Source organism: Pseudarthrobacter sp. W1I19 (assembly GCF_030817835.1).
Taxonomy (GTDB): domain Bacteria; phylum Actinomycetota; class Actinomycetes; order Actinomycetales; family Micrococcaceae; genus Arthrobacter.
Window position 1 is genome coordinate 62,217 of the sequence record NZ_JAUSZR010000001.1, and the last position, 13,425, is coordinate 75,641.

Genomic DNA, 13,425 nt, shown 5'->3' on the forward strand with positions numbered 1-13,425 from the left:
TAGGGGAAAAGGAGCCTCGCAGGCATCTGTATGGGCAACTCCACGGTAGCCACGACTGGACTTTCTGCGAACGCTCTCATAACCTGAGGCGAGATTACTTGGGAGGCAAGATGGTTTCGATCCTGACAGCGAGGGATAACGTTGTTGACTGCTACTTGGATGAGGGGCAGGTTTTTCCAGGCGGCAACGCACTGAATGTGGCTGTACACGCACGGCGTGCGGGAGCACGGACAGCCTATGCCGGCACGGTCGGGACAGATCCGGCGGGAGCTTTTATCCAAAGCTCCCTGGCCCGGGAGGGGGTGTCCACGGACTTTCTGCAGGTCCGGCCCGGCAGCACCGCATACTGCGTGATTGAAAGGAACGACGGCGACCGGGTGTTCCGCGAAGTGGGGCTCGGAGTCTCCCAGGCTGAATACGACGGCGGGTTCCTCTCGCCGTCGTCCGGCTTTCACGCTGTCCACCTCAGCGTCTCCAGCCTCCTGGAAGATTTGGCACCGGAACTCGCATCTGTTTCCCGCCTGTCTTTCGACTTCTCCACCAACAGGGACGCTGCCCTGCTTTCTGCGGTGGCACCGCACTGTTATCTGGCGTCCTTCTCGGGAGGAGACCTGACCAGGCCTGAGGCTCTCGATCTTGCGAGGCAGGCCACTGCCCTCGGTGCCACCTGGGCCCTGGTAACGCGGGGAGCAGAGGGCGCCGTCCTTGCGGGCCGGGAACACACCTGCGAGGCCCCGGCGGCAAACACGACTGTGGTGGACACCCTGGGGGCCGGTGATACGTTCATCGCCACGGTTTTGACGGAGCTCCTCAAAGCCACAAATCCACGCGAGGCCTTAACCATGGCATCAGAAGCTTCCGCCCTCACCTGCAGCAGGCTCGGAGCCTTCGGACAGGGCGAATCACTGACCGCCGTGCCCCTGCCGGCAGGGTAGGGGAGTAAAGAATCGCAAGGTTGCCTTGTGGAGGGACGCGGCGAATTGTGAAGGTAAGCTACTGACCCGCAGGCTTTCGGCTGCGCATGCCGCCCCCCATACCCTTTTGACGACGGAAAGACCCCTCATGGCGCCACCTCCCAGGATCACCATCACCCAGGTTGCAGCTGAAGCGGGTGTCAGCACGGCTACGGCCGGGAGGGCCCTTGGCGGTTACGGATACGCGAGCGATGAGGTGGCAGCGCGGGTCCAGGCTGCAGCCCGGAAACTGGGCTACAAGCCCAACATGCTCGCCCGCAGCCTCGTCACCGGCCGCAGCCAGACCATCGGCGTCGTCGCCGCCGATATCGACAACGCCTTTTACGCCCGGGTCCTGCGCGGGATCGGTGACGTGGCACGGTCGCGTGGATTCGGCGTCATCCTCACCAACAGTGATGAGAACCTCGACCGCGAAAAGGAAGCCGTCCAACTGCTCCTTGAAAAACGCGTCGACGGGCTCATCATCACTCCCTGCGACGTCCATGGATCCGAGCATCTCCGCAATCTCATTGCCGGCGGGTGCCCGGCAGTCCAGATAGACCGGGCAGCCTACGACCTGGCAGCAGACTCCGTGACAGTAGACAACCGCGGTGCAGCCCGCGAAGCGGTGGCCCACCTGCTCACAGCGGGCCACAAACGGGTAGGAATCATCGCTGAACTTGAACAAATCGACAATGGCAGCCTCGCGGACTTCGTAGCCCAAGCAGCCGTTTCGCCCCTAACCGGGGAAACGCTGTATCCAAGCTGGCAGCGGCTGCTCGGATACCTCGACGCCCACCGTGACGCCGGCGTCCCCGTGCAGACCCAACTGATCCGCCGCGCCGGCGCCTACTCCTCCGAGGCAGCCCGGCACGAAGCCGTTGAGCTCCTTGAATCCGACGCCGCGCCTACTGCTGTCTTCGCGGCCGATGGCACCATGTCCCAAGGGCTTATGCAGGCCATCGCCGACCTCAAAATCAGTGTTCCAGACCAGCTTTCGGTGGTCTGCTTCGATGACCTCGACTGGATGACTTTCATGCAACCGGCAATAACGTCAGTGCACCAGCCGGTGCACCGGATCGGCTCCATGGCGGCAGAACTCCTGCTGTCCAGGATCGCCGGCGAGACATCAATGCCTAAGCACAATGTCTTGGAAGCGCGGCTCAATATCCGGAACTCAGTGGGACCGCCCGCACGTTAAGGAGAGTAGTACTCCGGACTTAAGCCGCAACGGGGAGTGGTGAAGGCCCAGGCCTTCAACACTCCCCGTTCCGCAGTCCGCTATTTACTTCTGCGGCACAGGAGCCCAGGCGCCCGTGCCCAGTGCTTCCGGCGCCGTGGTGCCGGCGTCGAACCGGTCCAGGCGGAAGGACTTCAGCACCGGAGACGGGGTTCCGGTGAGGATTTCCTCTGCGAGGAGTTCGCCAAGAATCAGCCCGAGCGTTGCGCCCGAGTGAGTGAACACCGTGTGCAGTCCCGAAATTGCCGGCACCGGACCTACTACGGGTTCGCCGTCGCCCGGAATGGGTTTCAGCCCTGCTCCTACTTTCTGCGCAGTCAGCCGGGGGTTCCCGGCAAGGACTTTCGATGCTTCGTCGAGCAAGCCCTGCACGGACGCTTCAGGAACCGTGAGGGAACCGTCGTCCTCAACAACGATCGACTGTTCGGCCCAATCGGCGTCGAGCACCAGGCGGCCGTCAGGGGTGGGCCGCACCGCGACACGCGGAGTATTCAGCACGGTCTTTACTTCGAAGTTGATCGGATCGGTGAACAGCACGAAGGCGGCAGGGGTGGCATCCGGGACCGTCACGCCCAAGGCCGCGAGTTGGGCAGGAACGTCGCCGCCGGTTGCCAGCACTACCTGGTCTGCTGCCAGCCTGGTCCCGTCGCCGAGTATGACGCCGGACGCGACGCCGTCCTGCACGTCCACCCGCACGTCGCCGGCGTTCTCGATGGCCTCGGCACCGTTGGCCACTGCCTCGGCGACCAGCGCGGGGATGAAGTCGGGCATATTCACCCAGCCTTCTCCCGCGTTGTAAATGGCACCTTCCTCAGCCACCGCCTCGACGTTCACGTCGGGTGCGATCCGGGACACGTCGTCGCGGTTGATCCAGACGGAGTCGTACCCCGTTGAACGCTCGAAGGCGAAGGTCTCGCGGAATGTCTCATTCGGTCCGGCCCACTTCATGGCGCCATCGAACCTGATGTAGTCCCGGCTCTCGGGGTGGTGCGCAGTCCAGGTGCGGTACCTGTCGATGGCAAGCATCCGCAGGTAGTGGTAGTCGGCGGACCGGGCACCGGAGGAGTTCAGCCACGCGATGGAGCGGCTTGAGGCCCCGCTCGCGAGGGGCCCGGCGGTTACAAGCGTCACTTGGGCGCCACCCCGCGCGAGGTGCATGCAGGTTGATGCGCCGAGGATGCCGCCACCGATGACGGCAACACGTTTTGCTGGGGTTTCGGAGGACATGGTTCTCCCTTTCTGGGTGTTTGAAGGACGATAGTGCGGCCAGGATTGGAACAGCCTGCGCCTGTGCTGCTCGGGCCTGCCTTAGGCGAAGGCGTGGACTTTTTCGATGATCCGAAGGACTTCAAGGGACTCGGCTGGATCCACGGGCAGGGCACCCTCGCCGCGAAGAGCGGCAGCCAGCTCTGCATAGAACCGGGGGTAGGCCCCGGTTTCTGGCCGGATGCGCGTGGTGGCACCGTCGATGCCCAGGACCCCCCAAGCGTCCTGGGGCTCCACGCCGTACGAGGAATCCAGCGGGGACATGCCCGCCGCGAGGGCAGGTTCCTGGTGGTCCAGGCCCCACTTGGTGTAGCCGGCCCGGGAGCCCAGGACGTGGAAGCGCGGGCCCACCTGCGGAGCCATCCCGTTCATCCACAGCCTGGACCGGACGCCGGATTCATGGAGCAGTGACACGAAGGCTTCGGTGTCCGCCCCGTCCGGGTGCGGTCCGTGGTTCGCCGTCTCCCCAGAGCTTTCCTGGACCGGCCCGAACAGTTGGACTGCCTGGTCGATCAGGTGCGCACCGAGATCGTGGAGGATTCCCCCGCCTTCCCCGAGAGAAGCGGTGTCCCGCCAGTTGCCGAAGCCCTCGGGCCGCCACCATTCGAAGCGGGACTCGAAGCTGCGGACTTCGCCCAGCGCGCCTTCGGCCAGCAGCCTTTGGAGCGTCAGGAAGTCCGCGTCCCACCGGCGGTTCTGGAAGACCGTGAGCTGCACGCCGGCATCGGCAGCGGCGGCCACGAGTTCCTCCCCGTGGCCTGAGGCAGTGACGAAGGGCTTGTCCACCACCACATGGAGCCCGTGCGCCATGGCCGTGGAGGCAAGGTCGAAATGGGTGAGCGGGGGTGTTCCGAGGATTACCAGGTCGAGGTCGCCGGCATGGGCGAACATGGCCTCCGGCGTTGGAACAATCCGGGCCTGGGGATAGAGCCTGGAAGCAACGGCCGCGCGGGCTGGATCAGCCGTGACGATGATGTCCAGCGAGTAGTCAGGATCAGCTGCGATCAGCGGCGCGTGGAAGACTTTGCCCGAGACCCCGAACCCGACGACGGCCGTACGGATGGGCGTGGTTGTCACCTGGCGCATCACAGGACTTCCGAGAGGAAGCGCTGGAGGCGCTCGCTCTTGGGGTTATCGAAGAGCTCGCCGGGGGTGCCGGCTTCGACGACTTCGCCTTCGTCCATAAAAACGACCTGGTCCGCGACCTTGCGTGCGAAGCCCATTTCGTGGGTGACCACGAGCATGGTCATTCCGCGGCGTCCGAGCCCTGCCATGAGGTTCAGGACACCCTTGACCAGTTCCGGGTCCAGGGCGCTGGTGGCTTCATCGAACAGCATGACTTCGGGTTCCATGGCCAGGGCGCGGGCGATGGCGACGCGCTGTTGCTGCCCGCCGGACAGGTCCCGCGGGCGGTGGTCCGCGCGCTCAGCGAGTCCGACTTCGGCCAGGCGGCGGCGTGCGCGTTCGCGGGCCTCTGCCTTGGACATCTTCTTGACGCTCCACAGGGCCAGGGCGACGTTTTCCAGTGCTGTGTGGTCCGGGAAGAGGTTGAAGTGCTGGAACACCATGCCGATGCGGGCGCGGAGGATGTCCGGGTTGACCTTCAGGGCGCTTTCACCGGCCAGGAGCACGTCACCGCTTTTAGGTTCATGCAGGCGGTTGACGCCGCGGAGAAGGGTGGACTTGCCTGAACCGGAGGGTCCGATGATGCAGGTGGTGGTTCCCGGCTTGACGGTGAGGTTGACGTTGCGCAGGACCTCGATGTCCCCGTACGCCATGGTGAGGTTCTTCAGCACCAGGCTGGAGCCGTGGAAGGTCTCAATGTCTGGGGCGGTGTTGTTGCGTGAGGTGTTGCTGGCGAGGCTCATGTGTTGCTCCCGGTAATCAGCGGCGAGGCCGCATCGAGTTCTTTGACTTCCTTCAGTCCGCTTGTCGGCGCTGCGGGGCGGCGACGGCCGGTGCGGAACCTGTTATCGAAATAGTTGACCAGGTGGGTCAGCGGCACGGTGATGACGAGGTAGAAGAGGCCTGCCATCACCAGCGGGGAGAGGTTGCCCGAGAGTACGGCGGCGTCCTGGCCTACGCGGAAGAGTTCGCGCTCGCTCACCAGCAGGCCCAGGAAGTAGACGAGGGAGGAGTCTTTCACGATGGCGATGAACTGGTTCACCAGCGCGGGCAGTACCCGGCGGATGCCTTGCGGAATGACCACCAGGGCCATGGACTTGGCGTAGCTCATGCCCAGGGCGCGGCAGGCCTCGCCCTGGCCCTTGTCCACGCTCTGGATACCGGCCCGGAAGATCTCGCCGATGTAGGCGCTGGCGATCAGGCTCAAGGCGATGATGCCCAGCGGGTACGGCGAGGGGCCGAACACTGACTGGCTCAGCCGGGCGAAGCCCTGGCCAATCAGCAGGATAGTCAGGATTGCGGGCAGGCCGCGGAACAGGTCGGTATAGATACGGGCCGGGACACGCAGCCACCGGGACGGCGAGATGCCCATCACGGCGATCACCATGCCCAGGAAAACACCCAGGATGGTTGCCGCGATGGAAATGATCAGCGTGTTCAGCAGCCCCACTCCGAGGAGTTGCGGGAAGACTTCGGCCATGGCCTTGAAGTCGAAAAACGTGCGGATGATGGTGTTGAACCAGTCCATGGTTGCTCTCAGACGTAGTTAGCTTATGAATCCCGGGCGGACCGCGAACGGCGGTCCGCCCGGTTGGTGCAGCCGGGTGATTTCCGGCCGTGTTTGGTCAGGTTTTACTTGGCTGCGGTCGGGGCCGCTGTTGCGGTCTGCTCGGCTTTGGGCAGGTACTGCTCGGGCATCGGGGAGCCCGGGAACCACTTCTGGTACAGGGTCTTCCAGGTGCCGTCTTCCATGGCTTCGGCCAGGCCCTTGTTCAGTGCCTCTTTGAGGGCTGTCTTGTCCTTGGCGATGGCGAAACCTGCGGGTGCGTCGAAGGAGGGGATGTCGGCAACACTGACCAGGCCGTGCTGCTCGATGTAATCCTTGGCCGCCTCGTAGTCGAGGAAGTGGGCGTCAGCTGAGCCGCTGTTGACCGCTGCGATGGCTGAGTTGTTGTCCGGGAACCGGACCAGGCTGGCGGTGGGGAAGTTCTTGACTGCGTAGGCTTCCTGAAGGGTGCCCTGCACCACGCCGAGGCGCTTTCCGGACAGGCCTTCCACGTCCTTGATGCCGGAATCCTTGGTGGTCAGGACCGTGAGGTAGCCGGCGAGGTAGCCGTTGGAGAAGTCCACGGTTTCCTTGCGCTTGTCGGTGATGCCGATCGCGGCAACGCCGACGTCGAACTGTCCGTTGGCCACGGCGGGCAGGATCGCGGAGAAGTCCTGGCCGGTGAAGACGACGTTGTCCACTCCTGCCCGCTTGGCGACGTCCTTGAAAAGCTCAACATCGAAGCCCGTGAAGTTTCCCTGGGCATCGGTGAAGGTGTAGGGCTTCGAATCACCCAGGCTGGCAACCCGGACGGTGCCCGGCTGGATCAGCGCGTACGGGTTATCAGCGGAGGACTGGGCGGGAGTTGATCCTCCGCAGCCGGACAGCGCCAGGAGGGCTGCGACGGCGGCCGCGACCATTGCCGCGGGGCGGAAGCTGAATCGTGTGCTCAAGGTTTTTCCAATCTTGGGAAGCGGGGCCGCTATTCGGCCTTTGTGAAAAATGCTTGCTGAGTCCGGTCTCAGTCCGTAAGGTTGAGACCGGACTCACATCGGGGTTGGTAAAAATGTAACTCAAGCCACATCGACCGTCAAGGTCTCTCTTAGAAGGCAGAAATGAGCAGCAACACTTCCAGACGTCGAGACGTCACGGTCGCGGACGTGGCCCGGGCCGCCAACGTTTCCAAGGCCCAGGCCGCGCGGGCGCTCGGCAATTACGGTGCGGTGAGCGAGGATGTTCGGGAGCGTGTCCTGGCTGCCGCCGAGGAACTTTCCTACCGCCCCAATGAGCTGGCCCGAAGCATGAACACAGGAAAATCGCACACCATAGGTGTGGTGGTTGGCGACATCGAAAACCCCCACTTTGGCTTGGCCACCAGGGGGATCACGGATACCGCAAAAAAGAGCGGCTACAACGTCATCCTCACCAACACCGACGAGGAACGGGCCGCGGAAGTGGACGCCGTCCACGTTCTGCTCGACAAGCGGGTGGACGGCCTCATAGTGGCTCCTGCGTCATCCACCCAAACAGAACATTTACAGCGTGTTTACGAGTCAGGCCGCCCGCTGGTCCTGCTTGACCGGACAGCCAGCGGACTCCCGGCGGAAGTCATCGCCGTCGACATGGCGGGCATCTCCTACGATGCCACGAAGTACCTGCTGGACTCCGGCCACCACAGAATTGCCTTCATCTCCACCTTGAAAAGCGACTCGCCGTTCATTGAAGGGACCCAGCTGGATTCGTCCCAAATTTCGGAGCGCCTGGAGGGCATGCGGCGGGCATTTGCGGAGAGAAAACTTCCATTTCCCTACGACTTGATACGCCTCAATGCAGGCGGTGCTGACTCCATCCGCGATGCCACCCGTGAACTCCTCCTCCTGGCAGATCCTGCAACAGTCATCGTTGCATCAGATGGACTGATCGCCCTCAGCGCTCTAGGGGCAATACAGGATCTGCAACTCTCGATCCCCGGGGACGTCTCGTTTCTCATGTACGACGACTTCGCCTGGACACGCCTCACTACGCCACCCCTGACGGTCATCGCCCAGCCCGTCTATGACATGGGCGTCGCAGCCGCCACAGCTTTGATCAGGCAGATTAATGGAAGCAAGGCGTACGAGGCCGCCCCTAACCTTGAAGCGCGACTTATCAAGCGAGGCTCTGTGGGGCCGCCGCCGACAATGGTGACTGCGCCGGTTGCCGGGGACGGCGTCTTCGCGGCAAGCGCGACAGAACTCACGTGAACCCTTCCGGTCCACCCGGCAGGCATTGCAAAAGGGTCGACGGCGGCACTCAGGTGAGTGCCGCCGTCGACCCTTCGTTGATGACCGTGAGGTGACTGACTGGGTGCAGTGGCCCTCTAAGCCACCGTGGCGTCCACCGCCTGGGACTCAGCGGAAGCCGCCTGGGACTCAGCGCCAGCTTCGCGCCGCTCAGGCCCCGAGGCCGGATGGGCAGCCACAGCCGCCGCATGCTCGGCCAGCACCCCGGTCTTATGGCGGATCTTCAGCCGGTAGAGCAGGGCCCCGCCGCCGGTGACGGCGGCCACGAAGATCACGCCGCCCCACTGCAGATACCACTCGAACGGCGGCACGGAGTTGTAGATTTCCGGCCGGGGCCACACCAGGTTCAGGGTCATGGCGCCGCCCCACAGGACAGCGACGATGTTCACCGGCAGCCCCCACTTGCCCATGCTGAAGCCGGGCTCGGAGCCGTCGTCCGCGAGCGGCCACTTCTTCTGCAGCCGTTTGCGGAGCATCGGGACGGTGACCAGCAGGTAGGAAAGGTAGATCAGGACGATGCTGATGCTGGACAGGATGGTGAAAATGGCCGGCTGCATGACATTGACCAGCAGCGGGATGACGGCGATCACACCGATCACGATGGCGGCGATGGTGGGGGTCCTGCGGACCGGGTCCACTTTGCTGAGCTGCCGGCTGAACGGGAGGTTGTTGTCCCGGGCCATGGCGAACATCATGCGGATCGCGGCGGCGTGGACGGCGAGGGTGCAGACCACCACGGCCACAACAATGCACGCCAGGAAGGCCTTGCCGAAAGGCCCGCCCAGGACGGAGAGCACAATGTGCTGCAGGCCGCCGTCGGCAGCTCCCACCTTGGGATCGGCAAGGTCCGGTGCCGCAAGGATGCCGAAGAGCAGGATGAGGCCACCGAGCACGAAGGACGCCGTGACGGCACGGATGATGGCCTTGGGGGCGGTGCGCTTGGGATCCTTGGTCTCCTCGCCCAGGGAGCTTGCGGTGTCAAAGCCGTACATCACATAACCGGACGCCATGGCGCCGATCAGGAAGACGCCGAAGAAGCCAAGATCGTGGCCTTCGCCGAAGCCGGCGGTCTCAAAAAAGACCTCCGGCCCCCGCACCACGTGCCAGGCCAGTGCGAGGATCAGCAGGACCGCGGCCACCAGCTCCACGAAGACGCCGATGCTGTTGATCCTGGTCATGAGTTTCACGCCGAACGCGTTGATCAGGGTTGAGATGGTGATCATGATGGTGGCCAGCACCACCCCGTTCATGGCGAAGTCGTAGGGGCCGGTACCGTCACCAACAAACTGGAAGCCGGACCACAGCTGCGGCAGCGTGATCTGCAGGGCAAGCGCCACGGACCCCAGCGCCATGATGGAAGACAACAGCAGCAGCCAGCCGGCCAGCCAGGACGAGGTCCCGGACGCAAGCCGCTTGGCCCAGTTGTACACCGATCCGGCCACGGGGTAGCGGCCTGCCAGTTCGGCAAAACATAAGGCCACCATCAGCTGGCCGGCGAACACGAGGGGCCAGGACCACGCGTACGCGGGGCCGGCCATGGAAAAACCAAAGTAGAACAGCTGAAAAACACCGGTGAGGATGGAGATGTAGCTGACCCCTGCCGCGAAGCTGGCGAATTTGCCGATGCTCCGGTCCAGGGTCTGTGTATAACCAAACTCGTCCATGCCGCTTGAATCAATACTCTTGCTGGGTTCCGCCATGTGGGACTCCTAAATCAGAAAAGCACGATAGTGATGACCGGCCGGCCGTGGCGCATGCGAAAGTATGCCTTGCCGCCGGATCCCGCCGCTCAGGCGAGGGACGCGGTGAGCTCCATTTCTTCGATGACCATGGTTTCGCCGGACCGGCCGGTGCGGATCAGGTCCGCCCGGACCAAATCAGCACAGCGCTCGCCGATCATCATGACGGTGATGTTGGGATTGACGGTAACGTGTTCGGGCATGACCGAGGCATCGGCGACGCGCAGCCCCGTGACGCCCTTGACCCGCAGCTCGGGATCCAGCGGCGACATGTCGTCGTCCACCGGCCCCATCCGCACGGTGCCCACCGGGTGGTACACCGTGTTGTGGGTCTTGCGGATGTAGTCCCGCAGTTCCTCGTCGGTCTGCGCCTCGACGCCGGGAGACAGTTCGCGCCCGGTCCATTCGGCCATCGCCGGCTGGGCGGCGATTTCGCGGGCCTTGCGGATGCCGGCAACCATCACCCGCATATCGTGCCCTTCCGGATCGGTGAAGTAGCGCGGGTCAACCATCGGCTTGTCCCGGAAATCGCGGCTGCGCAGCCGGACGGTGCCGCGGGAGCGGGCGTGCGTGACGTTCGGGGTGAGGCTGAAGCCATTCTCCGTGGTGGGGTAGCCGTGCCGCAGGGTGTTCATGTCGAACGGGACCGAGCCGTAGTGCATCATCAGGTCGGGACGGTCCAGGCCGTCCTCGGTGGGGGTGAAGATGCCGATCTCCCACCACTGGGTGGAGGCCTGCACCATCGGCTGTTTTGCCTCGAACTGCACCACGCCTTCCGGATGGTCCTGCAGGTGCTCGCCCACGCCGGGGGAGTCCACCAGGACCTCGATCCCGTGCCGGGCGAGGTGGGCGGCAGGGCCGATGCCGGAGAGCATCAGCAGCTTGGGGGAGTCGATGGCGCCGGTGGACAGGATGACCTCGCGGTGCGCAGTGAGCCGGTGGGTCCGTCCGAAGGCCGAGTCCACCACGTCCACGCCGGTGCAGCGCTTGTCGGCGTCGAACACCAGCTGGCGGGCGCGGAGGCCGGTCAGCAGGGTGAAGTTTTCCCGGTCGATAATCGGGTGGATGTAGGACACCGAGCTTGAGGCGCGGGTGCCGTCCGCCTGGCGGTTGATCTGGAAGAAGTTGGCGCCGTTGACCACCGTGGTTCCGGTGTTGAACTTCGCGCGCGGGATTCCGGCCTGCTCGCAGGCATCCAAAAGCGCGACGCCGGCAGGATCGGCCGGGGGAACGTTCATCAGGTGCACGGGGCCTGAGTCCCCGTGGTGGGGTGCGTCCGGGCCGGCGTCCTCGTTGGTTTCCAGCCGCTTGTACAGCGGCCAGGCGGCGTCGGCGTTCCAGCCGGCTGCGCCGTACTTGGATTCCCACTCGTCCAGGTCTTCCCGCGGGGCCCAGAAGGCGATGCAGGAGTTGTGGCTGGAGCAGCCGCCCATGACTTTGGCCCGGGCGTGGCGCATAAAGGAGTTGCCGTTCTCCTGCGGTTCCACCGGGTAGTCCCAGTCGTAGCCGGATTCGAGCAGCTCCATCCAGCGGTCCAGCTGCAGGATTTCCGGGATGTTGCGGTCATCCGGGCCGGCCTCCACCAGGGCCACCGTCACCTCCGGATCCTCGCTCAGCCGTGCTGCCACGGCCGCGCCGGCGGATCCGCCGCCGATGACGACGTAGTCGAACCCGCGTTCGCTGAGGTCCTCGATGTTGTCGAAGTGCATCTAGTTCTCCTTGCCGTGGTCAGCGAACCAGCCGGTCACCTGGGGGCTGGTGTTCTGGTAGATGTGCTTGGCTTCCTGGTACTCCGCGAAGCCGGTGGGGCCGAGTTCGCGGCCGACGCCGGACTGGCCGAAGCCGCCCCACTCGGCCTGCGGGAGGTAGGGGTGGTAGTCGTTGATCCAGATAGTGCCGTGCCGGAGCCGGCCTGCCACGTGCTGCGCCTTGCCGGCGTCCTGGGTCCATACCGCGCCGGCCAGTCCGTAGATGGTGTCGTTGGCGGTGGCGACGGCCTCGTCCTCGGTACGGAAGGTTTCGACGGTAACGACGGGGCCGAACGCCTCATCGATGACCACGGACATACCCTTTTGGACACGGTCCAGGACCGTGGGCTGGTAGTAGAAGCCGCCGTCGAACTTTTCTCCCTGAGGCGCCGCACCGCCGCACCGCAGCCGCGCACCCTCCTCGATGCCGCGCTGGACGTAGGTGTGGACTTTGTCGCGGTGGGCGGCGGAGATCAGCGGCCCGGTTTCGGCCGCTTCGTCGAACGGGCCGCCCAGCCGGATTCCCTGTGCCCGGCGGACCAGCTCGTCGACAAACCGTTCGGCGATGGATTCCTCCACCAGCAGCCGCGCCCCGGCCGAGCAAACTTGCCCGGAGTGGACGAAGGCCCCGTTCAGGGCGTTGTCGACGGCGGCATCAAAGTCCGCGTCGGCGAACACCACGTTGGGGTTCTTGCCGCCAAGCTCCAGCGCCACCTTCTTCACGGTTCCGGCTGCGGCAGCGGCGATGCGCTTGCCGGTCTCGAGGCCGCCGGTGAAGGAGACGAGGTCGACGGCGGGATGTTCCGAGAGCGGTGCGCCCGCTTCAGCGCCGGGTCCGGTCACCAGGTTGGCCACGCCGTCCGGCAGGCCGAGGTCCTGCAGCAGCTGCATGGCCAGGATGGCGGTGGAGGGGGTCAGTTCGGAGGGCTTGAGGACAAAGGTGCAGCCGGCGGCCAGCGCGGGCGCGATCTTCCACGCGGCCTGCAGCAGGGGATAGTTCCACGGAGTGATCAGGCCGCAGACGCCTACCGGTTCATAGACGATTTTGCTGGCAACGGCGGGGTCCCCGGCATCCACCACACGGCCCGACTGCTGCCCCGCGAGCCTGCCGAAGTACTCGAAGCAGGCGGCGATGTCGTCCATATCGATGCGGCTCTCGACGATCCGCTTGCCGGTGTCCAGGGACTCGGCGCGGGCGAACTTTTCCCGGCGTTCGCGCAGCTCGGCGGCGACCTTGAGCAGGAAGGTGCCCCGCTCGGGAGCCGGGACACTGGACCAGATACCTGAGTCGAAGGCAGCACGCGCGGCGGCAATGGCCCGCTCGGCATCTTCCCGGCCGGCCTCTGAGACAGTGGCGGCCAGCTCGCCGTCGGCTGGGTTGTGGATGTGGCGCACGGCGCCCGACGCTGCCGGCTCCCACGAGCCGTTGATGAAGAGGGTGGCTGCTGTCACGTCCGGAGACGGTGTGGCGTAAGTCATATGCAGGACAGTAGCCGACATTGAACGCCTGTTCAATAGTTTTTTTG

The 13,425-nt window shown here is 64.7% G+C and carries 11 protein-coding genes; 3 read left to right on the top strand and 8 right to left on the bottom strand.

The window, feature by feature from the left end; all coding sequences use genetic code 11:
- The first annotated feature begins 110 nt into the window (after positions 1–110).
- Both QF038_RS00270 and QF038_RS00275 read left to right on the top strand, forming a co-directional pair.
- Positions 111–935: a PfkB family carbohydrate kinase gene (locus tag QF038_RS00270; protein ID WP_307607593.1), complete on the top strand. Its 825-nt coding sequence runs from the start codon at positions 111–113 to the stop codon at positions 933–935.
- A gap of 127 nt (positions 936–1,062) precedes the next feature.
- Complete coding sequence (locus QF038_RS00275; protein ID WP_307607595.1) at positions 1,063–2,154, top strand: LacI family DNA-binding transcriptional regulator; 1,092 nt, start codon at positions 1,063–1,065, stop codon at positions 2,152–2,154.
- Positions 2,155–2,238: 84 nt separating this feature from the next.
- Here QF038_RS00275 and QF038_RS00280 read toward each other — a convergent pair whose 3' ends face one another.
- The 5 genes from QF038_RS00280 to QF038_RS00300 form a co-directional block, all read right to left on the bottom strand.
- Positions 2,239–3,420: an FAD-binding oxidoreductase gene (locus QF038_RS00280; RefSeq protein WP_307607597.1), complete on the bottom strand. Its 1,182-nt coding sequence runs from the start codon at positions 3,418–3,420 to the stop codon at positions 2,239–2,241.
- Positions 3,421–3,501: 81 nt separating this feature from the next.
- The gene (locus QF038_RS00285) at positions 3,502–4,545 is read right to left on the bottom strand and encodes a Gfo/Idh/MocA family oxidoreductase (protein ID WP_307607599.1); all 1,044 of its coding nucleotides are present in this window, start codon (positions 4,543–4,545) and stop codon (positions 3,502–3,504) included.
- On the bottom strand, positions 4,545–5,327 hold the full coding sequence (locus QF038_RS00290; RefSeq protein WP_307607602.1) for an amino acid ABC transporter ATP-binding protein: 783 nt from the start codon (positions 5,325–5,327) through the stop codon (positions 4,545–4,547). Before QF038_RS00290 ends, QF038_RS00285 begins: the two co-directional genes overlap by 1 nt.
- Complete coding sequence (locus QF038_RS00295) at positions 5,324–6,112, bottom strand: amino acid ABC transporter permease (protein ID WP_307607604.1); 789 nt, start codon at positions 6,110–6,112, stop codon at positions 5,324–5,326. Before QF038_RS00295 ends, QF038_RS00290 begins: the two co-directional genes overlap by 4 nt.
- Positions 6,113–6,216: 104 nt before the next feature.
- Positions 6,217–7,050 carry an ABC transporter substrate-binding protein gene (locus tag QF038_RS00300; protein ID WP_307613363.1) on the bottom strand — a complete coding sequence of 278 codons (834 nt, stop codon included), beginning with the start codon at positions 7,048–7,050 and terminating at the stop codon, positions 6,217–6,219.
- Positions 7,051–7,245: 195 nt separating this feature from the next.
- Between QF038_RS00300 and QF038_RS00305 the strand changes: the two genes are divergently transcribed.
- Entirely contained in the window at positions 7,246–8,373 is a 1,128-nt protein-coding gene (locus tag QF038_RS00305; RefSeq protein WP_307607606.1) for a LacI family DNA-binding transcriptional regulator, read from the top strand.
- A 116-nt stretch (positions 8,374–8,489) separates the two neighbouring features.
- Here the strand turns inward: QF038_RS00305 and QF038_RS00310 are convergent, their stop codons facing one another.
- From QF038_RS00310 to QF038_RS00320, 3 genes are all read right to left on the bottom strand, one after another.
- On the bottom strand, positions 8,490–10,112 hold the full coding sequence (locus QF038_RS00310; RefSeq protein WP_307607608.1) for an APC family permease: 1,623 nt from the start codon (positions 10,110–10,112) through the stop codon (positions 8,490–8,492).
- A gap of 89 nt (positions 10,113–10,201) precedes the next feature.
- On the bottom strand, positions 10,202–11,860 hold the full coding sequence (locus QF038_RS00315; RefSeq protein ID WP_307607611.1) for a GMC family oxidoreductase: 1,659 nt from the start codon (positions 11,858–11,860) through the stop codon (positions 10,202–10,204).
- Entirely contained in the window at positions 11,861–13,378 is a 1,518-nt protein-coding gene (locus QF038_RS00320) for an aldehyde dehydrogenase family protein (protein WP_307607615.1), read from the bottom strand. It abuts the gene before it with no gap.
- Positions 13,379–13,425 lie beyond the last annotated feature (47 nt).